The 20,684-nt window shown below is 71.9% G+C and carries 23 protein-coding genes; 8 read left to right on the top strand and 15 right to left on the bottom strand.

What is annotated here, in order from left to right; genetic code table 11:
* Positions 1-48 precede the first annotated feature (48 nt).
* Positions 49-576, top strand: coding sequence for an ATP-binding protein (locus ACH4D5_RS32170; RefSeq protein ID WP_398309344.1), 528 nt, complete (start codon positions 49-51; stop codon positions 574-576).
* Here ACH4D5_RS32170 and ACH4D5_RS32165 read toward each other — a convergent pair.
* The gene (locus ACH4D5_RS32165; protein WP_398309341.1) at positions 471-1,961 is read right to left on the bottom strand and encodes an MFS transporter; all 1,491 of its coding nucleotides are present in this window, start codon (positions 1,959-1,961) and stop codon (positions 471-473) included. The two genes, ACH4D5_RS32170 and ACH4D5_RS32165, sit on opposite strands and share 106 nt — an antisense overlap.
* 103 nt (positions 1,962-2,064) lie before the next feature.
* Between ACH4D5_RS32165 and ACH4D5_RS32160 the strand changes: the two genes are divergently transcribed.
* Positions 2,065-2,454: a winged helix-turn-helix transcriptional regulator gene (locus ACH4D5_RS32160; protein WP_398309338.1), complete on the top strand. Its 390-nt coding sequence runs from the start codon at positions 2,065-2,067 to the stop codon at positions 2,452-2,454.
* A 6-nt stretch (positions 2,455-2,460) separates the two neighbouring features.
* On the opposite strand, the gene ACH4D5_RS32155 is transcribed toward ACH4D5_RS32160, so the two are convergent.
* Positions 2,461-3,456: a MarR family transcriptional regulator gene (locus ACH4D5_RS32155; protein WP_398309335.1), complete on the bottom strand. Its 996-nt coding sequence runs from the start codon at positions 3,454-3,456 to the stop codon at positions 2,461-2,463.
* A 200-nt stretch (positions 3,457-3,656) separates the two neighbouring features.
* Here ACH4D5_RS32155 and ACH4D5_RS32150 point away from each other — a divergent pair, with 200 nt between their 5' ends.
* The 4 genes from ACH4D5_RS32150 to ACH4D5_RS32135 all read left to right on the top strand — a co-directional run bounded on the left by ACH4D5_RS32150 (position 3,657) and on the right by ACH4D5_RS32135 (position 6,074).
* Complete coding sequence (locus ACH4D5_RS32150; RefSeq protein ID WP_398309332.1) at positions 3,657-4,778, top strand: serine hydrolase domain-containing protein; 1,122 nt, start codon at positions 3,657-3,659, stop codon at positions 4,776-4,778.
* Between the two features lie 122 nt (positions 4,779-4,900).
* Positions 4,901-5,347 carry a hypothetical protein gene (locus ACH4D5_RS32145; protein WP_398309329.1) on the top strand — a complete coding sequence of 149 codons (447 nt, stop codon included), beginning with the start codon at positions 4,901-4,903 and terminating at the stop codon, positions 5,345-5,347.
* 23 nt (positions 5,348-5,370) lie between these two features.
* Entirely contained in the window at positions 5,371-5,619 is a 249-nt protein-coding gene (locus ACH4D5_RS32140) for a hypothetical protein (RefSeq protein ID WP_398309326.1), read from the top strand.
* Positions 5,619-6,074, top strand: coding sequence for an SMI1/KNR4 family protein (locus ACH4D5_RS32135; protein WP_398309323.1), 456 nt, complete (start codon positions 5,619-5,621; stop codon positions 6,072-6,074). Before ACH4D5_RS32140 ends, ACH4D5_RS32135 begins: the two co-directional genes overlap by 1 nt.
* A gap of 69 nt (positions 6,075-6,143) precedes the next feature.
* On the opposite strand, the gene ACH4D5_RS32130 is transcribed toward ACH4D5_RS32135, so the two are convergent.
* Positions 6,144-6,956 carry an SAM-dependent methyltransferase gene (locus ACH4D5_RS32130; RefSeq protein ID WP_398309320.1) on the bottom strand — a complete coding sequence of 271 codons (813 nt, stop codon included), beginning with the start codon at positions 6,954-6,956 and terminating at the stop codon, positions 6,144-6,146.
* A gap of 68 nt (positions 6,957-7,024) precedes the next feature.
* A complete protein-coding gene (locus ACH4D5_RS32125) occupies positions 7,025-7,786 on the bottom strand; it encodes a DNA-binding response regulator (protein ID WP_398309317.1) in 762 nt (253 codons plus the stop codon).
* A gap of 97 nt (positions 7,787-7,883) precedes the next feature.
* Here ACH4D5_RS32125 and ACH4D5_RS32120 point away from each other — a divergent pair, with 97 nt between their 5' ends.
* A complete protein-coding gene (locus ACH4D5_RS32120; RefSeq protein WP_398309314.1) occupies positions 7,884-8,771 on the top strand; it encodes an aldo/keto reductase in 888 nt (295 codons plus the stop codon).
* Positions 8,772-8,782: 11 nt separating this feature from the next.
* Here the strand turns inward: ACH4D5_RS32120 and ACH4D5_RS32115 are convergent, their stop codons facing one another.
* The 10 genes from ACH4D5_RS32115 to ACH4D5_RS32070 form a co-directional block, all read right to left on the bottom strand.
* Complete coding sequence (locus ACH4D5_RS32115; protein ID WP_398309311.1) at positions 8,783-9,616, bottom strand: endonuclease I family protein; 834 nt, start codon at positions 9,614-9,616, stop codon at positions 8,783-8,785.
* 251 nt (positions 9,617-9,867) lie between these two features.
* Complete coding sequence (locus tag ACH4D5_RS32110; protein ID WP_398309308.1) at positions 9,868-10,290, bottom strand: acyl-CoA thioesterase; 423 nt, start codon at positions 10,288-10,290, stop codon at positions 9,868-9,870.
* Between the two features lie 81 nt (positions 10,291-10,371).
* Positions 10,372-11,022, bottom strand: a complete 651-nt coding sequence (locus ACH4D5_RS32105) for a hypothetical protein (protein WP_398309305.1) — start codon at positions 11,020-11,022, stop codon at positions 10,372-10,374.
* A gap of 75 nt (positions 11,023-11,097) precedes the next feature.
* Positions 11,098-12,000 (bottom strand): TIGR03619 family F420-dependent LLM class oxidoreductase, encoded by a 903-nt coding sequence (locus tag ACH4D5_RS32100; protein WP_398309302.1) that lies wholly within the window; start codon positions 11,998-12,000, stop codon positions 11,098-11,100.
* An 84-nt stretch (positions 12,001-12,084) separates the two neighbouring features.
* Positions 12,085-12,690, bottom strand: a complete 606-nt coding sequence (locus tag ACH4D5_RS32095) for a histidine phosphatase family protein (RefSeq protein WP_398309299.1) — start codon at positions 12,688-12,690, stop codon at positions 12,085-12,087.
* A gap of 144 nt (positions 12,691-12,834) precedes the next feature.
* Entirely contained in the window at positions 12,835-13,626 is a 792-nt protein-coding gene (locus tag ACH4D5_RS32090) for a hypothetical protein (RefSeq protein WP_398309296.1), read from the bottom strand.
* On the bottom strand, positions 13,626-14,921 hold the full coding sequence (locus ACH4D5_RS32085; protein WP_398309293.1) for a VWA domain-containing protein: 1,296 nt from the start codon (positions 14,919-14,921) through the stop codon (positions 13,626-13,628). Before ACH4D5_RS32085 ends, ACH4D5_RS32090 begins: the two co-directional genes overlap by 1 nt.
* Before the next feature lie 65 nt (positions 14,922-14,986).
* A complete protein-coding gene (locus tag ACH4D5_RS32080) occupies positions 14,987-16,219 on the bottom strand; it encodes an FAD-dependent monooxygenase (RefSeq protein ID WP_398309697.1) in 1,233 nt (410 codons plus the stop codon).
* Between the two features lie 35 nt (positions 16,220-16,254).
* On the bottom strand, positions 16,255-16,860 hold the full coding sequence (locus ACH4D5_RS32075; RefSeq protein WP_398309291.1) for a peptidase: 606 nt from the start codon (positions 16,858-16,860) through the stop codon (positions 16,255-16,257).
* Between the two features lie 17 nt (positions 16,861-16,877).
* The gene (locus ACH4D5_RS32070; RefSeq protein ID WP_398309288.1) at positions 16,878-18,089 is read right to left on the bottom strand and encodes a pyridoxal phosphate-dependent aminotransferase; all 1,212 of its coding nucleotides are present in this window, start codon (positions 18,087-18,089) and stop codon (positions 16,878-16,880) included.
* A gap of 84 nt (positions 18,090-18,173) precedes the next feature.
* On the opposite strand from ACH4D5_RS32070, the gene ACH4D5_RS32065 reads away from it, so the two are divergent.
* Positions 18,174-18,863: a winged helix-turn-helix transcriptional regulator gene (locus tag ACH4D5_RS32065; protein ID WP_398309285.1), complete on the top strand. Its 690-nt coding sequence runs from the start codon at positions 18,174-18,176 to the stop codon at positions 18,861-18,863.
* A gap of 75 nt (positions 18,864-18,938) precedes the next feature.
* On the opposite strand, the gene ACH4D5_RS32060 is transcribed toward ACH4D5_RS32065, so the two are convergent.
* Positions 18,939-20,459 carry a UDP-N-acetylmuramoyl-L-alanyl-D-glutamate--2,6-diaminopimelate ligase gene (locus ACH4D5_RS32060; RefSeq protein ID WP_398309282.1) on the bottom strand — a complete coding sequence of 507 codons (1,521 nt, stop codon included), beginning with the start codon at positions 20,457-20,459 and terminating at the stop codon, positions 18,939-18,941.
* Between the last annotated feature and the right edge of the window lie 225 nt (positions 20,460-20,684).

The following is a 20,684-nucleotide window of genomic DNA, read 5'->3' as shown; positions in this document are numbered from 1 at the left end:
GAGTTTCGTGGCTGGTGGCGCGCCCTCGCGCCGGGCCACGGTGGGCGCATGCCGAGCCGAACCCAGCCCGCCGTCAGCGTCACCGCCGTCCTCCACACCTTCGTGCAGCGCCTCAGTGCCACGCCCCGGGGTGCCCGCCTGGCAAGGAGGTTGGCCAGGTACCACCTGGACGGCTGGGGCATCGCGTACGACTCCGAACTCTCGGACGCCGCAGAGGCGATCGTCGCCGAGCTCGTGGCGAACGCCGTGACCCACGGGCGCGTGGAGGGCCGGGACTTCGAGGTCGCCGTGACGCTGCACACGGACACGTTGCGTATCGAGGTGTCCGACACGCGCACCGAGCGTGTGCCGCCGGAGACGACGGAACCCCCGGCGGTCGACGAGGAGTCGGGCCGGGGGCTCGTGATCGTGGCGGCGCTGGCCGCGGAGTGGGGCGTGACGGGCCGGGCGGTCGGCAAGACGGTGTGGGCTCAGCTGGCCCTGCCCGACTTCCCGGGGGCGGGCCGCAGTACGGTCGCGGCCAGGACGAGGCCCGCCGCCGCGATGCCCGAGGCGACCCAGAAGGCGAGCCGATAGCCGTCGGCCGCGGCGGCGAGGGCGGACGTGCCGCCTTCGGTGAGGGAATCCGCGCGGCCCGCCGCCAGCGTCGTCAGGACCGCGAGGCCGAGCGAACCGCCCACCACCTGTGTGGTGTTGAAGAGCCCGGAGGCAAGGCCCGCGTCCTCCTCGGCCACGCCGCCCATCGCGAGGCCTGTCACCGCGGGCATCGCGGCGGCGAAACCGGCACCGAGCAGCAGCATGCCGGGCAGGACGTCGAGGGCGTACGAACCGTCCGAGGGCAGCCGGCCGAGGAGCGCGAGGCCCGCCGTGATCAGGGCGAGGCCCGCGAGGAGCGTGCGGTGGGCGCCGAAGCGGCCGATGACCTTCGCGGAGAGGCCCAGCATCAGGACGCCGATGGTGACGGGCGCGGGCAGGAAGGCGACGCCGGTCAGCAACTCGCCGTAGCCGAGGACGTTTTGGAGGTAGAGCGCGCCGATGTACTGGAAGCCGTACATGCCGGCGATCATCAGCATCTGCACGGCGTTGGCGCCGGTCAGGAGGTGCGAGCGGAAGAGGCGCAGCCGCAGCAGGGGGCGGGCGGCACGAGCCTGGCGGAGCGCGAAGGTGACGTACAGGAGGAGGGAACCGGCGGCGAGCGAGAGGGTCGCGGAGGTGCTGTGCTCGGCGGTGGTGACGATGGTGTAGACGGTGAGCATGAGGGCGCCGGTGATGAGGGCGGCGCCGGGGTAGTCGGCGCCGCCGCCGAGCCCCGTGCCGCGGTCGCTCTTCTGGTCCGGGGCGAGCACGCGGACCGCCGCGACGAGGGCGACGACGCCGATCGGCAGGTTGATCAGGAAGATCCAGTGCCAGTTCAGGGCTTCGGTGAGGGCCCCGCCGAGGAACGTGCCGAGCGCCCCGCCCGCCGCCCCGACCGCGCTGAACACCGCGATGGCCTTGGCCTGTTCGCGCGGCTCGGGGAAGAGGGCGACGAGCATGCCGAGGACGACGGCGGAGGTCATCGCGCCGCCGACGCCCTGGAGGGCGCGGGCCGCGACGAGCACGCCCTGGTCGGTGGCGACGCCGCACAGGACCGAGGCGGCGGTGAAGAGCGCGAGCCCGGACACGAACATCCGCTTGCGCCCGACGAGATCGCCGAGCCGCCCGACGAGGAGCAGGAGCCCGCCGAAGGCGATGAGATAGGCGTTGACCACCCAGGCGAGCCCGGCGGCGGAGAAGCCGAGATCGCTCTGGATGGCGGGCATCGCGACAGTCACGATGTTGCCGTCGATGATGGTCATCAGGAGCCCGGAGGAGAGGACGGCGAGCGACGCCCACCGGGACGCCGACGGGGGCGCCGACGGGGGCGTCGACGGGGGCGCGGACGATGCGGGGACATTGACCTCGGACACGGCTTGGGACATGGTGACAACCTCCGTACTGGGCGCCTCTGAGCTGCAAAGGTGCACGACTTGTAACGGGGCTCATCGTGGACGGCCACGAGGGTGGGGAGAAGGAGGCACTTTGATGTCCCAGGGGAACACCGGTGTTACCTCGCAGGTGGTGAACGCGGAAGCGTGCCCGGTCCGCGAGGTTATTGACAGGGTCGTCGGCAAATGGAGCGTCCCGATCATCATCGCGGCGGCGCGCGGCCCGATCCGCTTCACCGAACTGGAGCGCGCCATCGAGGGCATCAGCCGCCGCATGCTGACGCTGACCCTGCGCAACCTGGAGCGCGACGGGCTGCTGAAGCGGACGGTGCATCCGACGGTTCCACCGAAGGTGGAGTACGAACTCACGTCGGTGGCACGCGAATTGCACGACACCCTCCTGTCGCTGACCGGCTGGGCGGAACGCCACCGCGTCACCATCGCGGAGTCGAGGGCGGCGTACGACGAGGAGCGGGGGATCGGGTGACGTGCGCTATCGGCGCAGTGCCGCGCGCTGGGCGGGGGTGAGCCGGTCCGGGTGGGACACGACCCGGTACGCGCCGGAGGGGGTGCGCCGGAGTATCAACGGGCATGAGGTGCCCCGCTGTTGCTCGGCGCTGTCCACGGCGTTCACGGCCGTCGCCGTACGCTCCTGCGGCCAGCCGAGTGCGGCGGCAAGCTCGTCGGTGGTGAGGGGCCGGGCCGCGTGGAGCAGGGCGGCGAGCACGGTGAGCGCGTCGTCGAGGAACGCGGTGGCCGACGGCCCGGTCATGTCCTGGTGGGCCTGCGCGAAGAACCTGTGCATGACTTCGAGCCGTGCGCCCGTCGGGGTCCAGGGCCCGAACAACTCGGCGCCCTCCTGGGCGGTCTCGGCCCACACCGCGTTCTGCTCCGCGCTGGTCAGCCAGGCACGGAGCCAGACGCCGTCGTCGATGACGTAACGCTCGCGGCGCCGGCCGGGCTCGTGCTCGCGCGTGAGGATGTCGAGCCCGGCGAGGTAGCCCACGGCTTTGGACACGGAGGCCGGGCTGATCCCCAGGCGCTCGGCGAGTTCCGCGGCGGTCTGGGTGCCGGAGGGCGTGGTGACCAGGCAGGCGAGCACTTTGGCGGCGGTGCGGGGGAGGCCGGTGCTGATCAGCATGGCTGTGAACCGGTCCAGGTAGGCGAGGACGGCGTCGGGCTCGCCCCCGTGCGGGAGGGCGCCTGCCGCGTCCGTATCGGCGTCCGTTTTGGCGTCGACGCGGGAGCTGGTGGCCGGTGGCGACGTGGGGCGGCGCGGCCGGGGCGGGCGGTTGCGGCGCCGCCAGGCCTCGGCGCGGTCGGCGTGCTCCGCGCGGTAGCCGCCGGGTCCGTTGTTGCGGGCGACCTCCCTGCTGACGGTCGAGGTCGGCCGCCCGAGGCGCCGGGCGATCGCGGCGTACGTCAGGCCCTCGGCGAGCCCCGCCTCGATGTCCTTCCGCTCCTCAGCGGTCAGTCTGCCGCCGCCCATGTCGCCCCCACCGGGTGTGCACGCCCGTGCGCGTGCGTTGCGTTAGCTGTCACCGATGACGCTACAAGACGCGAAAAACCAGCGCTTTTCCGGGAGTTCCCTTGCCTGAACTGCTCACTTCGGCATATGCGCAACGTAGCTTTCAGGTACCGCGAAAGAGATACCAGGGGTAACCCGAGGGAAGCAGGAGGGAACAACACATGAAAGACGCCGCTCCAACGGCGCGCGTCACGCACGGGCGCCGGGACCACGGCGCCGCCCAGTGTGTGCTCGACGAAGCCGTGCGGGAAGGGGGCGTGCCGGGCATCCTCGCCCAGGCCCGCGACGGTGGCGGCCACTGGACGGGCACGGCGGGCGTCGCCGACACGCGGACGGGCCGGGTGCGCGGGCCCGAGGACCGGTTCCGGATCGGCAGCATCACGAAGACCTTTACCGCCACGGTGGTCCTGCAACTGGCCGCGGAGGGCCGCCTGTCCCTGACGGACACGGTGGACAGGTGGCTGCCGGGCGTGGTCAAGGGCAACGGCCACGACGGCACGACGATCACTGTCAGGCACCTCCTCGACCACACGAGCGGAGTCTTCAACTACACGCAAGATCAGCAGGCCCTGAGCAGCCAGGAGAGCTACGCGCCGGCGGAGTTGGTCGCGATCGCCATGTCACACCCGGCAAACTTCCCCGCGGCGGGGACAGGCTGGTCCTACTCCAACACCAACTACATCCTCGCCGGAATGATCGTCGAGCGGGCGACAGGCCGCACGCTCACCGCCGAGATAGCCGACCGCATCGCACGCCCGCTCCGCCTGACGGCCACATCCCTGCCGCTCTCCACGGACCGGACACTCCCCGACCCCCACGCCCGCCACTACACGAAACTCTTCTCCCCCGACCCGGAGGCCCCGGTCCACGACGCCACGGAACTGGACACGACCCCCTACTGGGCGGCGGGCGGCATGATCTCCACGGTGAGCGACCTCACCCGCTTCTTCGGGGCCCTACTGGGCGGCCAACTCCTCCGCCCGGACCAACAACGCGAACTCCTCACCATGACCCAGACCCAGAACTGGTTACCCCGCTCCACCTACGGCTGCGGCGTCTCCCGAATCCTCCTCCCCTCAGGCACAGCGGTCTGGGGCATGGGCGGCGCCCTCTTCGGCTCCTGGACGTACGTCTACGGCACCCGCGACGGCACACACATGCTCGCGGTGAACATCAACGCGGACTGGGCGGAGGGCCGCTGGCAGGACCCCATAGGCATCTTCACAGACCTCTTGGAGGCGGAGTTCAGCTACGGTTGCGCGCTGGGCTTTGCGGTCCCGTGACGGATTCTCTGACCAAAGCTGGTCTGCGTTATCTGGGGTTGGTGGACGTGTCCGCCCCGCTGATGCCTCCGTGCCTCGCATTCCTTGCGCATTCCGTGGAGACCGGCGGCGAGGAATGGGCCGTGAGCGTGGCATCCGACGAACCCGACCTGCCGGAAAAGGTGGATCACGGGTGGTACTTGCTCAGTGCGGACCAAGGGCTCTTCCCGATGGACGACCCAGAGTTCCTCATCGCCGTCGGCGACAGGGAAGCGGTTCCCCCTGAGCCCTTGAGGTGGGCCCGGGTGGCCCTGACCGGGCCCTCCGACATCGCGGGCGCCGGCGCCGAGGCGCGGGTGACGGGGCGCGGGGCGGGTCACATCGATTTCGCGATGCTCTCCCTCGACGGCACCGTGGTCGTGCGAGGGGTGGAGGGAGAGGAGTGGACGGACTGCGTCCTCCTGAAGGACCCACACCGCCTCCCGTCGATGCGGGAGCTCGGCGCCCGCATGGCCGCGTCGCCCGAGGTGCCGCAGGAGACGCGGGAGGCCCTGGAACGCTGGCTGCGGCACACGGAGGGTTCCGTGTGACCCGGGACCCTGAGGGGGCACCAGTGTCTTCACGACCTCCGGTGATCGAGTTCGAGAAGGCTGGACGGATCAGTTCAGGAGACGACGCGGGAAAGTACGTGAAGATCCAGGAACTGCCCGACTCCCCGCCCAGCTACCTGATCCTGCTCGCCCACGACGGGGACTTCGTGCACGGCTGCGGCGACTACTGGGTCGAGGACCGCGCATCACTGGAGGACTTTTTCCACGAGGGGCAATGGGTCGTCGGCTGGTCCGGGGAGGGAAGTTCTTGATGGGGATCGCGGAAGCGGAGCAGTTCGTGCGGCTTGTGCGGGACCATCCGGAGGAGTCGGTGTTCGCCGGGGGCTGCTCGGAAGTTGACATCGCGGAGGCGGAACGCCGTCTGGGCGTGGCCTTCCCCGAGTCGTACAAGCTCTTCTTGCGTGAGCTCGGAGACTGCGACATGGCCGGCGACGAGTTCTACGGGATCGTCCGCCGTGAGGGTCAGCTGCTGGGAGCTGTGACGGAGACCCTGGACCTCCGGGGCTCCGCAGGCCTGCCTGCGCACCTGGTGGCGTTCCGCCCCGACGGAATGGGCGGGTACTTCGTCCTCGACACGAGGCGTGTGAACCCGGACGGTGAGGCACCGGTGTACGTGTGGGGCTCTGGTGGTAATAGTCCGGCCGAACTCGGATACGTCGGGGCGGATTTCGGCACCGTGGCTCTTGAGCTGGCGCTGTCGGAGTAGCGGCGGTAACGCCAGGGGCGTCGCGCTCGGCCCCTGTCGGAGGGGGGAGCGCGACGGCCCGGGGTTTCGTTACGGCTTGCGGCCCACTGCCCCGTACGCGTCGACCTCCGTCGTGTCCTCCGTGTCCGGGCGCCACCGCGTGACCTGGGCCACTCCCGGCTCCAGCAGGTCGAGGCCGGTGAAGAAGCTGGCGATCTCCTCGACATCGCGTACGTAGTAGGGGATCGCGCCGCTCTTGTTGTACTCGTTCGATGCCGCGATCATGCCCTCGCTGGTGGCCGTGGAGTCGCTGATGACCAGGTAACTGCCGGACGGCAGGCCGGACATGAGGCGGGAGACCAGGTCGCGTGCCTGGCCGTGGTCGGCGACGTGGCCCAGCGTGTTGAGGATTATCAGGGCGACCGGCTGCGAGAGGTCGAGGGTCTTCGCGGCCTCCGCCAGGATCGCCTCGGGCTCGTAGAGGTTCGCGTCGATGTACGCCGTCTCGCCCTCGGGCGTGCTGGTCAGCAGGGCCCGCGCGTGGGCGAGGACCAGCGGGTCGTTGTCGACGTAGACGATGCGCGCGTCGGGGGCGGCCCGCTGCGCGACCTCGTGCGTGTTGTCCGCCGTCGGCAGCCCCGTGCCGATGTCCAGGAACTGCCGCACGCCCCGCTCCGCGGCCAGGTGGCGCACCGCGCGGCCCAGGAAGAGGCGGCTCGTGCGCGCCACGTCGACCAGGCCAGGGAAGATCTCCTTGATGTGGTCCCCGAGCTCCCGGTCCTTCTCGTAGTTGTCCTTGCCACCCACGAAGTAGTTCCAGAAACGCGCCGAATGCGGCGTGCTGGTGTCGATGCGCGCGCGTATGTCGGCTGCTGAGCCGAGCTGGGGGTCGTGATCTGACACGGGAGCCTCCTGGCCACGTCAACGTACCTTCACCCGTCGTCGTACCGCACGGTCCGACGATCAAGCGTTCAACGATCAAGCGACAATCTAGACCGCCCCGAGCGCGGCCGGTCGCCCACCCCGCCCCAGATGCCGAAATCCAACTCCCGCGCCCGCAGCCCGGCTTGGAAACGGGACGTCGCACCAAGCGTCGCCATGACCTCGGCCACGCGCCTGCGGTACGTACGCAACGACATGCCGAGCTCGCGCGCCGTCACCTCATCGGTGTGCCCCGCGCCCAGCGCCCGCAGGACCCGGCGCGCCTCCTCACCCAGCACCGGAGGCCGCGTCCGGCGATACTCGTCGAGGTCGGTGGCCGTCTCCCAGGCCGCGTACACCAGCGCCCTGACCCCCTCGACGGCGACGGGCGTGCGGATCACCGTGAACGTCCGCACCCCCCGCACCGGCGCCCCGGCGAGGATCGCCACCCGCCGGTCGATGACGATGGCCTCATGGGCGAGCGGCGCTGTCGAGATGCGCACCTCCGCCCCGGACTCGGCGATCCGGACGAGCCGCGCCTCCGACGCGGCGTCCGCGAGCGCGCGCGGCGTGTACAGCTTCCGCATCGTCAGGCCGCCCGGCACGAGCGGCGGGCGCCTGCCCCCGGCGAACGCCGCGTTCACCCCCGGCGAGAAGGTCACCAGGTCCGCCGCCGCGCACAGGAACTCCTCGCGGGCCCCGGTGAACAGGTCCCCGGCCCGGCGCACCAGCTCCCGCTCGCCCCGCAGGGACACGATCTGGTCGGTGTCCGGTGGGGTCCAACTGTTCGATGTGCCGGGTGTGCTCGCCATGGTGGCGACAGTCTGCGACGCGGCGCGCAGACGGTCAACGTGGCAGCAAGTGGCCACCGGTTCGCGTACGGCACGCGTGCGGCAGAGGATCTGGCGCATGACGACGACGGACCACTCCACGGAAACCCCTGCCGCCGCGGCCGGGCAGTACCTCATCGGCGGCGAACTCCCCGTCCACCGCATGGGCTTCGGCGCGATGCGGCTGCCCTCCGCGCACTGGGACGGCCCCGCGCACGACCCCGACCGGAGCATCGCCGTGCTGCGCCGCGCGGTCGAGCTCGGCGTGAACCACATCGACACGGCGGCCTTCTACTTCTACGAGGACATCGCGGCCAACGACCTCATCCGCAAGGCCCTGCACCCCTACCCCGACGACCTGGTCATCGCCACCAAGGTCGGCCCCGGCCGCTTCCCGGACGGCAGCTGGATGAACCCCGCCGACCCGGCGGAGCTGCGCGCGGCCGTGCACCGCAACCTCCGCGAGCTGGGCCGGGACCACCTCGACCTGGTCTACCTCCGCTTCCTGCGGACCGACGGCCCCGGAGAGGACCGCTTCGCCACCCTGGCTGCCCTGCGCGAGGAGGGCCTCATCCGCCACCTCGGCGTCAGCAGCGCCACCCCCGCACAGTTCGCCGAGGCCCAGGAGATCGCGCCCGTCACCGCCGTCCAGAACAGGTACAGCCCGCTGACACGCGAGCACGCCGAGCTGGTCGACCTGTGTGCGGCGCGGGACATCGCGTACGTCCCCTACTTCCCGTTCGGCGGCGCCGGAGCACCCGACCTCTCGGCGCTCCGGCGCGTCGCGGACCGGCACGGGGCCACGCCCGCCCAGGTCACCCTGGCGTGGCTGCTCGCCGTCTCCCCGACGATGCTGGCGATCCCGGGGACGTCGTCACCGGCCCACCTGGAGGAGAACGTGGCGGCGGCGGGTCTGCGGCTCGACCCCGACGACCTCACCGAACTCGGCGCGCTCGCCGCCCACTGAGCGTTCCTCGGTCACCAGACCTCTTCCACCCACTCCGGGTGGTCGATGAACGGGTTCCGGTTGTGCTGGAACTTGTCGAATATGACCTGGTTCCGGTTCTTCTCGAACGCGTCCGGCGGGTCCTCGGCGCTCCACTGCTTGAGGACCGAAAGGCGGCCGATGGCGGGTGCGCTGCCGTTGTCCACCCGGTCGTTGGGCTCGAGGTCGGGGAAGCCGTCCTCGCCGTCGTAGCGGACCGCCATGTAGAGGATCATGCGGGCCACATCGCCCTTGACCGCGTCGCGGGGCTCGAAGGAGTCGCCGTCGGTGAGGTTGCCGGGCGCTCCTGCCACCGCGCCGCCGCCGTTGTCGAAGTCCTTGTTGCCGCGGATGCTGTTGACCGTGACGTCCTCGGGGCGCAGGTGGTGGATGTCGGTGCCCGGGCCGGTCGCCGTGCCGAAGTCGCCGTGGGACTTGGCCCACACGTGCTCACGGTTCCAGTCGCCCTGGTCGCCGCCGCTGCTGCTCTTGCTCCGGGAGGTGCCGGTGTAGAGCAGGATCACGTTCGAGCTGTTCGCCGGGTCCTGGTCCGTGGTCTTGAGGGCGTCCCAGACCTTGTCGTACGAGAGCTTCGTCTGGTCGCTGATGATCGTGTGCAGCGCGGACTTGAGCTCGGGGCCCGTCTTGCCGAGCGCGTCCTTGTAGTACGTGTCGTCGTAGGCGCCGACGGCGGCGGACGCCGAACCCGACGCCGAACCCGACGCCGCACCGGACGCCGTGGCGGTGGTCGGCACGGTGAGGCCGGCCAGCAGCGCCGCGGCGGTCAGGGCCAGGGGTTTCCAGCGGTGTACGCGCGGCACGGGCATGTGGGGGGTGTCCTTTCCCGAAGGCCTCGCGCGCCCCGCGCCCGTCCAAGGAGCGCACGGTCTACGCGAGTTGACCGATCAACCATCGGGAGAGTGGCACGGATGTGCGTACGACTGTGTGAACGACGTGGGTCGGTCGGGTAACGATGTCATGCACACGGTGAGAGTCGCGCGGCGAAAGTCACGCACGCGGCGAAGGTCACGCGGCGAAGGTCGGCGCAAGGGTCCGGCCGTGGCCGCCGCGCGCGTGATCAGAGTCCGAGCACCGCCGGATCGGTCGCCAGCGCCCTGAAGTACTCGCGCGGATCCGCCACCAGCCGCCGCTCCTTGAGGTCGAGCAGCCCGCCGACGGAGGTGACCGTCGCGGCGACCGTGCCGTCCGCCTTCGTGATCGTCTGCTCGACGCCGAAGGTCTTCCGCTCACCCCACACGAACACGCAGGTCACCGTCGTCTCGTCGCCTGCGCGCAGCTCGCTGCGGTAGCGGACGGTGCTCTCCAGGACCACCGGGCCCACACCCTTGTCCAAGAGGTCGGTCTGCGCGATGCCGGCCTCGCGCAGCAGCGACCAGCGGGCGTGCTCGGCGTACTGCAGGTAGACGGCCTGATTGAGGTGGCCCTGCGTGTCCGTCTCGTACCCACGGACGCCGACACTCACGGAAAACGGCTCTGACACGGCGTTCCCTTCGGTGGTCTTCGGTCTCGGTGCGCTCAACGCACCAGCGTTGTCAGGGATTCCGGCCCGGCTGCCGGTGCCTCACTTCCTGCGGGGCGATGCGAGGACATAGCGAGAGCGGCTGCCCGCGCGTGGCTCCGCATGCTCGCTGACCTGCCACCCGGCCCGCTCCAGGGCCGCCCCGCACGCCCGCAGCCCCTCCTGCGTCGGCTCCCGCACGGCGACGGCCTCCGGCTGCGGTGTCGCCTCGACCCGGTAGCCCTCGCGGCCGGGGGCGGCGGGGCGGCAGCCCGCCGCCTCCAGAGCCAGCGCCGCCGCCCGCACGAGGTGCGTGCGCTCCCACGCGCAGGGGCGGTCCCTGGCCCCGTCGGCGTTCGTCATGCGGCGCAGCTCGACCAGGCCCTCCCAGGCGGTGCGCACCTCCCGCGCGCGGGCCGGGCCCTCGACGGCGTGCGGTGCCGTCTCCGCGCCGGTGCGCGCGGCAAACCCCTGTGATGCCTCGGGTGCCTCAGGGGCCGGCGACGGCTCCGGAGCGGCGGCGGCCGCGGTGCCCTCCTCCCGTACGCGATGACCGGCGGGGGTCAGGAAGAACGCGTGCGGCGGCCGGGGATGGCGGAAGGCGAGGCGCGCCCGCACCAGGGCCGTCAACTGGGCCTCGCTGCCGGAGAGACGCCCGGTCTCGGGGTCCGCCGCCTCGACGATCCGTCGCTGAGCGGCTGTCAAAGGCTTCACTCCGCGCACCCCTTCCCGGCCGGTTCCGTGACCTGATCCGTCACCTGATACCGATGGTGCCCTGTGCCACTGACATCACGTACTGATGGTGCCCCGCGCCACCGACATCAGGAGTTCGAGGACGCGCCGGTCGTCGTCCGCGCCCGCCCGCTCCGCCGGGCTGCCGGGATACGTGTCCAGGAGTACGTCCGTCGCGCCAAGCTCCGCCAGCGTCTCCAGGTCGCCCCGGATCTGGTCGGCGCTGCCGTGGCCCAGCGGCCGCTCCGGAGTGTCCTGCCGCTCTCCGAGCCGGATCTGCAGGCGGGGCACCAGGTCCGGCGCGGGGCGGCCCGCGGCCTCCGCCTCCGCCGCGATGCGGGGCAGCGCCTCGGCCAGCAGCGGCAGGGTCGGCATGAACGGGTGCCAGCCCTCGCCCAGGCGGGCCGCGCGGCGCTGCGCCGCGGGCGAGTTGCCGCCGACCCAGACGGGGAGGCAGGGGCTGGTCGCGGGGGCGGGCGCGGTGCGGACACCGTCGTACGACACGTACGTGCCGTGGAAGGACGTCGGGTCCTCGCGCCACGCGGCGCGGATCGCGGTCAGGTACTCGTCGGTGATCGCGCCGCGCTCGCGGAAGGGCACGCCGAGCGTCTCGTACTCGGCGGCGGACCAGCCGACACCGGCGCCGAGGATGAATCCGGCGGCGTTCAGCCGGTCGATGTTCGCGGCGAGGCGCGCCGTCTGGAGCGGGTGCCGGTAGGGGATCACGGTGATCGTCGTGCCGAGCCGCAGCCCCGGCACGCGCCCCGCGAGATGTGCGGCGAGCACGAACTGGTCGTAGAACGGCGCCGGATAGACCTCGTGGACATCGGGGGTCACCGCGATGTGGTCGGAGATCATCGCGAACTCGAAGCCGAGTTCACGGGCGTCGGTGGCCTGCCGCACGAGTGAGTCGGGGGTGGTGCCGGAGCCGAAGTTGAGGAGATTCACGCCGTATCGCATGACCGCAGTCTTGATGATCATCATCGCGTCTGTCGAATGCCGCGACGGGGGATCACGTGACGGCGGATCACGCGGTGGGGCAGGTCACTTCAGCAGTTGGGGGCGGAGGTTCCAGCTCGCCACCACGTGCCGCCGGTGCTCCGTGCTCAGCCGGCTCACGGTGCCGGTGGCGAGCAGGAACATCGAGCCGCCGGACGCGGGCAGGCCCAGGCGGCGGGCCGTGAGGACGCGCAGGAAGTGGCTGTGGGCGAAGAGGACGACGCTGCCCTCGTTGTCGGCGAGGGCCGCGTCCACCTTGGCCAGCATGCGGTCGGCCCGCTCGCCCACCTGCTCCGGGCTCTCGCCGGGATGCTCCGGCGGGCCGGGCGCGACACCGTCCGTGAAGAGATACCAGTCCGGCCGGGTGCGGTGGATCTCGACGGTCGTGACGCCTTCGTACGCGCCGTACTCCCACTCGCTCAGGTCCGGATCCACCCGGGCGAAGCCGAAACCGGCCAGCTCCGCCGTCTCCCGCGAGCGCTGCCGCGGGCTGGTGAACGCCGCCCCGATCCGGAACCTGCTGATGAGGGGGGCCAGTGAGCGGGCCTGCTCCCTGCCGTTGTCCGTCAGGGGGATGTCCGTCCAGCTGGTGTGCTGTCCCGAGAGGGACCACTCCGTCTCGCCGTGCCGGACGAGGAGCAGATCACCCATGATCGCGCCGTTCCTGTTCTCCCGGTGATGGCGGGCCGTCCGGCACCGCCACCACCGAGCCTGCCACGCCGCCCGGACCCCGCGCCCGGCGGGACCCGGCAAGCGGGGCACTACATGCCGTACGGCATGACATGCCCTACGGCACTACAGGCCTTGCGGCACCCGGGCGGGCCGTCCCGAGCCGCGCGTCAGCGCGTAACCGCCGACGCCCGCGAGCGCCGCGAGGACGCCGCCGGCCGCCGTCCACAGCCAGCGCGAGGACCACCAGCCGCCCGACCAGCCGTCCTCCGGCTCCACGGCGGCGGTCTGCCGCCCGTCGGAGCCGTCCGCACCCGCGCCCGGGACCAGCGGCTCCGCGAGCGCGCCGTCCACCGCCTGCGCGCCGCCCGCGTCGGTCGTGGTGACCTTCGCCTCGGCCCGCACCGGCAGCCCCAGGTCGTCCGCCTTGAGGTCGGTGACCGTGAGCCGCAGGTAGTAGGTGCCCGGCAGCGGATCGTTCGCCCACTCCTCCGACCAGGACCTGACGGTACGCAGCGTGCAGGACAGCGACACCGACGCGGCGTCCTGGGCGGCCGTCTTCGTGGGCGTGCCGAGCCGGCAGGCCTGGCGGCGCCGCAGCCCGTCGTACACGTCGACCTGCCAGGTGGACGCGGCGTGCCGGGCCGCGGCCTCGGGCAGCTTCACCGTCGCGTGCACGGTGGCGCGCTGCCCGGTGTCCACGGGGAACGCCCAGTACAGGTAGTCACCCGTGGACGCCTCCGCAGTGGCCCGCTGGTCGGGCCGGATCGCGGTCGCGGTACGGAAGGACGTGCCCGCCTCCGTCACCTCGGCGGCCTTCTCGTCGTCCGCGGCCGCCACGCCCGCGGCGCCGGTGAGGGCGAGCAGGGCGGCACCGGCCACGGCGGCGAACCGCCGCACCACACGTGTCGTACGCATCAGTTGGTCCTCCAGACCGCGAAGCGCCAGCGCGAGAGCCAGCCCCAGACCAGACCGGCCAGGAAGCCGACGAGGACGAGCACACCGAGCAGCCACCAGCCGTGGCCGAGTCCGAAGGAGGCGACGTCCGACGCCTCGTCGGGGGAGTCCACCAGGTCCACGGCGAGCTCGACGGGGAGCCCGGGGGTCGTCTTCACGGACGCGGGCGCGGAGAACGAGTTGCTGACGCGCAGACAGACGGTCTCCGCGGAGCCCTCGTCGTCCTCGTCGTCCGCCTCGGGCCTCGGGTGGCGCAGGCCCGTCGAGATCACGTCGGTGCGCCCGTCGCCGGACTCCTGGCCGCGCACGATCTCGCGGCCCCGCGGTGTCTCGGCGCGCAGCAGCACGCCGTAGTCCTTGTTGACGGCTCGGTCTGCGGCCACGCTCACGGAGGCGCGCAGTTCCTTGCCCGCCGGGACCTCCACGCGGTACCAGCGGTGCTCGCCGAACTTCTCACGGTCGGTGTACAGGCCCGACTTCAGCTCGGGCGCCTCGGTGCACTGCTCGGCACCCTTCACCGCCACGGGCGTGACGACCGGATCGGCCGCCCGGTCCACCAACTGCTTGACCCGGCCCGCGAGTTCGTCGGTGTGCCGGATCGACGTGTACGTGCCGCCGGTGGCCTCCGCGATGCAGCTCAGCTGGTCGCGGGTCTTGGCGTCCGGAACGAGGCCGAGCGTGTCGATGGTGAGGTGGATGCCCTTGGCGGAGATCTCCCGGGCGACCACGCACGGGTCGAGCGGCTGGCAGGTGTCCTCGCCGTCGGAGATCAGCACGATGCGGCGGCTGCGCTCGGCGTCGTCGTCCTTCGTCAGGTCGTCGGCGGCCTTGAGCAGCGTCGGTCCTATCGGGGTCCAGCCGGTCGGCGCGAGCGTGGCCACGGCGGTCTTCGCGTCGGTGCGGCCCGCCTTGTCGAGCTGCTCCACGGGGTAGAGCAGCTCGGTGTCCTTGCAGCCCGTCTTCCGGTCGTCGCCGCGGTAGTTGGCGCCGAGGGTGCGGATGCCGAGCGCGACCTCGTCCGGGGTCGCGTCCAGGACCTCGTTGAACGCCTGCTTCGCGGCGGCCATCCGGGACTTGCCGTCGATGTCGCGGGCTCGCATGGAGCCGCTGACGTCGAGGACCAGCTCGACCTTGGGGGCGGGCTGTGCCGGTTCGTCGTCGTCATCGGCGGCGGCGGGGCCTGCCGTGACGAGCCCGGCGGTCAGGGCGGCGAGCAGGGCTATGACCCAGGCCGCCGGCCGTTGTCTTGTGATCATCGCCGGATACTATTGATCTTCGGCTCGCATCCCCAAAACGGCGTCGGAACGGGACGCTGTGCAGGTCAGCGCCCGAGCTCCCGGCCCCCGAACGCCCCGGTCCCGTCCGCCTGCTTCCACCAGGCCTCCATCGCCGTCTGGTCCATGGCCCGCCAGTTTGGTGTCGCCTGGACGAGCGCCCCGCCGAGCCGCCGCCCGAGGTCGACCATCGAACGGCCGGAGACGGTGCGGTCCGCGTCGTACGCGGCGAGGGCGTCCGCCCAGGTGTCCGCCGACGTGAGGGCGGCCTCAAGGACCGTCGCGTCCTGCAGCGCCTTGACCGCGCCCGCGCCGGTGTGCGGCCGGGCCACCGCCGCCGCGTCGCCGACCAGCAGGACGCGGTCCGCCGTGCAGCGCGGCGCGGTGAAGTCGTACATGGGCTGGAGGAAGAGCTCGTCGGGCGCCGTCTCCCGCAGCAGCGCGCCCCAGTAGGGCGGCAGGAGCTCGTCCGCCACGTACCCGAGGTGGGCGGCGAGCGCCTCCGTGAGGCCGCCGGGCGGCAGGCTCGTGGGGCCGGTGAGCCGCAGGTCGAGACCGAGCCCGAGGTCGAGCCCGGGCGGTGGGGCGGTGTACAGGACCCAGTTGACGCGGTGGCCGCCCGCGCCGTCGGGGATGCGGTAGATGATCACGTGGCCGCCGGGGAAGACGGCGTACACGCAGTCGTCGTCGGCCCACAGCCGCGGATCGCTCAGCCGTGCCTCGGGGAAGGCGCCGCGCCAGGCGAGATACCCCGCGTACGCGGGACGTACGTCGCCGAAGCGGGCGGCGCGGACCGTGGAGCGGTAACCGTCGGCGCCGATGACGAGGTCGTGCCGCTCCGCGCCGCCCACGTCGGTGGTCACTTCCACGCGCCCGTCGTCGCCGGGACACACCGCACGGACCGTCGCACCCACGCGGAAGTCCACACCCCGGGGGATACGACTCCGCAACTCACGCCAGAGAGGCCCCCAGTTGTACGTCCGGAAGGGGAACGGCATCACGGCGATCTCCCGCCCCAGCGGGGACGCGGCCGCGTCGTCCCGCACGTACCAGCGCCGCCGCACGAGCTGCACCCACGGCATGCGCGCGTCCAGGTACCCCGCGGACTCCAGCTCCGCATAACGGGAGTCGTGCACGGCGAGCCCCACGCCGCGGTCCGCCAGATCTCCGGCGGCGCGCTCGTACACGGTGATCTCGTCGGCACCGCCGCGGTGCGCGGCCAGCGCCGCGGCGCACCCACCGATGCTGCCGCCCACGACGGCGACGCTGCCTCCACGCATCATCCCGCCATCCTGGCAGCCCCGGTGACCCGCTGTCAGCGCAGCGACACCCCACGCCCGGCGAAGAACGGCTCGAACTCGTCGACGGACATGTCGGCGGCACGGGTCCGCGCGTCGACCCCCGACGGATTGTGGAAGTGCAACAGCCCGTCGGCCGTACGCCGGGTGAGCAACACCAGGTGACCGCCCCGACCGGGCGAGGGGCGATGCGGGCGCCGGATCTCATAGTGCACGGAGGCGACGACCTGCCGCCCTTCGTCAAGGAGCACGCCGATCTCCTCGACGGAGAGGCGCCGGTGGACCTGGGCGTCGAGGCCGAACTCGGCGCGGGCGTACTCGGCGAACGGGGCGTAGATCATGCCCTTGATGACCCCGTCCGCCTCGGTGTACGCGCCGTACTTCAGCGCGCCGTCGCGCAGCGCGAAGAGGGGCGGGGCGTCGGCGCCGAGCGCCATGCGGAAGCACGTCAGGCCGCACAGATGGCCGCACCAGCGCGCGTAGTCCTCGACGGTCGCCGCGCCCGAGGCGCGCCAGGCCGGGTCGGCGGCGCGGTCGAAGTCCTCGTACACGATGGGCGCGACGAGTTCGGGCGAGGCGAACTGCGTGTGGACGGGCTGTCCGCAGGCGGTGCAGGACGACACGGTGCTCCCGGGGCGAGTCACTGGCGGTAACCGCTCAAGAAGCGGCCGATGCGGCTGATTGCCGCGTCGAGGTCGTCAGCGTAGGGGAGGGTGAGGATGCGGAAGTGGTCGGGGCGGGGCCAGTTGAAGCCTGTGCCCTGGACGACCTGGATCTTCTCCTGGAGGAGGAGGTCGAGGACGAACTTCTCGTCGTCGTGGATCGGGTGGACCTTCGGGTCCAGGCGCGGAAACGCGTACAGGGCGCCCTTCGGCTTTACGCAGGAGACGCCCGGGATCTCGTTCAGCTTCTCCCACGCCTTGTCCCGCTGCTCGTGCAACCGCCCGCCGGGCAGGGTGAGCTCGCGGATGGACTGGCGGCCGCCGAGCGCCGCCTGGATGGCGTACTGGGCGGGGGCGTTCGGGCACAGCCGCATGGAGGCGAGCATCGTCAGGCCCTCCAGGTAGTTCTTCGCGTGCTGCTGCGGCCCCGTGACGACCAGCCAGCCGGAGCGGAACCCCGCCACCCGGTACGTCTTGGACAGGCCGCAGAAGGTGAGGACCACGAGGTCGGGCGCGAGGGCCGCCACGCTGTGGTGCACCGCGTCGTCGTACAGGATCTGGTCGTAGATCTCGTCGGCGAAGACCATCAGGCCGTGCCGGCGCGCCAGGTCGAGGATGCCCTCCAGGATCTCCTTCGGATAGACCGCGCCCGTGGGGTTGTTGGGGTTGATGATCACGACGGCCTTGGTCCGGTCCGTGATCTTCGAGGCCATGTCGTCGAGATCGGGGTACCAGTCGGCGGACTCGTCGCACACATAGTGGACGGCCTTGCCTCCGGAGAGGGTCGTCACGGCGGTCCACAGAGGGAAGTCGGGCGCCGGGATGAGGACTTCGTCGCCGTCCTCAAGGAGGGCCTGTACGGCCATGGTGACCAGCTCGGACACGCCGTTGCCGAGAAAGACGTCGTCTACGGAGACCTCGTCCAGGCCGAGCGCCTGATAGCGCTGGGCGACCGCGCGCCGGGCGGAGAGGATGCCCCGCGAGTCCGTGTAGCCATGCGCCTTGGGGAGCATCCGGATCATGTCCTGGACGATCTCCTCGGGCGCCTCGAAGCCGAAGAGCGCGGGGTTGCCGGTGTTGAGGCGCAGCACGCTGTGGCCCGCCTCCTCCAGCGCGTTGGCGTGCTCGATGACGGGTCCCCGGATCTCGTAACAGACCTCGCTGAGCTTGCTCGACTGCCGGAACTCCATGCGGTGCGCCTCCCGTGACGTGTGTTACTTGGTTTTACCAAGCCCCCGCTTGGAAAGTCCAACAACTTGCATAGACTGCGTCGCATGCCACCTCGCCGAAGCTACGACCAGTACTGCGCGGCAGCCCGGGCGCTGGACGCCGTGGGCGACCGCTGGACCCTGCTGATCGTCAGGGAACTGCTGGTCGGTCCCCGCCGCTACACCGACCTCCACGCCGACCTGCCGGGCGTCAGCACGGACGTATTGGCCTCACGTCTGAAGGACATGGAGCAGCGGGGCCTCGCGACACGCCGCAGGCTGCCCGCGCCCTCGGCGGCGTACGTCTATGAACTGACGGGCAGCGGGCGCGCATTGCTGCCGGTCCTGGAGGCACTCGCCGAGTGGGGCGCCCCCGCCCTGGAGGAGCGCAGGCCCACGGACGCGGTGCGGGCGCACTGGTTCGCGCTGCCGCTGCTGAGGCATCTCGCGGCGGCCGGTGCAGGGGCGGGCGCCGAGGGCACGGTGGAGGTGCGGCTCGACGAGGGCTGCTTCCACGTCCGGCTGGCCGCCGGCGAGCAGAGCCACGGCGGGCAGACCTACGGCGAGCAGACCTACGGCGAGCGGACCTACGGCGACGGGCCCGCGCCGGACGGAGCCGACGCCACCCTCACCCTGGACGCCGGCGCCTGCGTGGCCGTGAGCCGCGGCGAACTCACCCTCGGGCAGGGCGTCCGGGACGGGCGGATCGAGGTCACCGGCGACTCGGTCCTCGCGAAGGCGCTGCGCGAGGCGTGACGGTGCTGCGCGAGGCGTTACGGCGAGGCGCAGCCGCCGCCCGCCCGTCCTGCCGCCGCTCAGCCGCTCAACCGCTCAACGTACCGACTGAACTCCCGTCCGGCCCGCGGCAGTCTGCGCGGCGGCGAGTTCCCGCGCGGTCGCCATGTCGCTGAACGGAAGCAGCTCCCCGCGGACCGTCTGATGCGGCTCGCTTCCCTTGCCGGCGATGAGGACCGTGTCCAGGGGGCCCGCCGACGAGAGGGCGAAGGCGATGGCCTCGCGCCGGTCGGCGAGCCGCTCGAACGGGGTCCCGGTCGCCGTGAGGGCGGGGACGATCTGGTCCAGGATCGCCTCCGGGTCCTCGTCGCGCGGGTTGTCGGAGGTCACCACGCAGAGGTCGGAGTGGGCCCCGGCGATCCTCCCCATGTCCGCACGCTTCGTGGTGTCCCGGTCGCCGCCGCAGCCGAAGACGGTGATCACGCGGCCGCGCGCGTAGCCGCGGATGGTGGTCAGGACCTTGTCCAGGGAGTCGGGGGAGTGGGCGTAGTCCACGATCACGGAGGCCCCCTCCGGCGTCTCGAAGCGTTCGAACCTGCCGGGCACGGGCGGCAGTTGGGCCAGCGCGGCGACGAGGGCGTCCAGATCGTGCCCCAGCACGTGGCAGGAGGCGAGCGTCGCGAGGGCGTTGGCCACGGAGTAACGGCCGGGGAAGGGGATCGACGCGGGACGGGCACGGCCCCCGTGCCACAGGGTGAACCGCGTGCCCGACGCGCTCACGACCAGGTCCGTCGCCCGGTAGTCCGCAGGACCGTCGAGCGCGTACGTGGTCACCGCGCCCGGCATCATCGCACCGATCCCGGCGCCCACGGGGTCGTCGGCGTTGACCACCGCGTGCCGGCACAGGCCCTGGAAGAGCCGGAGTTTGGCGTCCCGGTAGTCGGCCATCGTGCCGTGGTCGTCCAAGTGGTCCTGCGTCAGGTTGGTGAAGACGCCGACGTCGATGAAGGTGCGGTCCACCCGGTGCGTCAGCAGCGCCATGGAGGTGGCCTCCAGGACCACACTGCCGGTCGCCCGGTCGCGCATGTGGCCGAGCAGGTACTGCAGGTCGGGCGATTCCGGGGTGGTGAGCACGGACCGCGGCATCGGTATCCGCTCGTCGCCCATCCGGCTGCCGGCCGTCCCGATGACGCCCACCTTCGCCCCGGAGGAGAGCCGCAGGGCGGACTCGACCATGTACGAGACGGACGTCTTGCCGTTGGTGCCGGTGATGGCCACCACGTCCATGTGCCGCCCCGGCTCGCCGAAGTACCGCGAGGCCACGACCGCGGCCGCCCGCCGGGTGTCCGCCACCCGCACGACACACCCGCCCCCGGACGCGGGCACCACCGGCAGCGTCGGATCCGCCCCTTCCACGATGACGGCCACGGCTCCACGGGCGAACGCGGCACCCACCGCGCTCGGCCCGCCCTCCTGGTGCCCGGGCACGGCGACGAACACGGCACCGGGCCCGACCCGGTCGACGTCCAAGGTCACCCCCGCGGTGACCGCGACGGTGGCCGGCTCGCCCCGGAGTACGTGGTGGTCGTGTCCGGCCAGCAACTCGTTCAGCTTCACGATGATCCATTCGAAGTGGCGCGGACCCGGTCGTGCGGTCGCGGCCGGGCGGCAGCGCCGGCGGGAGCCGGGAAGCTGTGGTGGTGACGTGGAGCGGGGCGGAGACCGCCCGGAGAGAGCCGGGCGCGGTGGCGGCGGCGGCAGCGATGGCTGCGGCGGCCGCGGCGAGTCGGCGCGAGAGTCGCTAGCCGTGCTCGCGGGTTCGAGGTGCCCTCGTGCACCTCG

Origin of the sequence: Streptomyces sp. NPDC018029, from assembly GCF_044327655.1 — a bacterium.
Lineage (GTDB): Bacteria > Actinomycetota > Actinomycetes > Streptomycetales > Streptomycetaceae > Streptomyces.
This window is presented reverse-complemented; position numbering and strand designations above follow the sequence as displayed.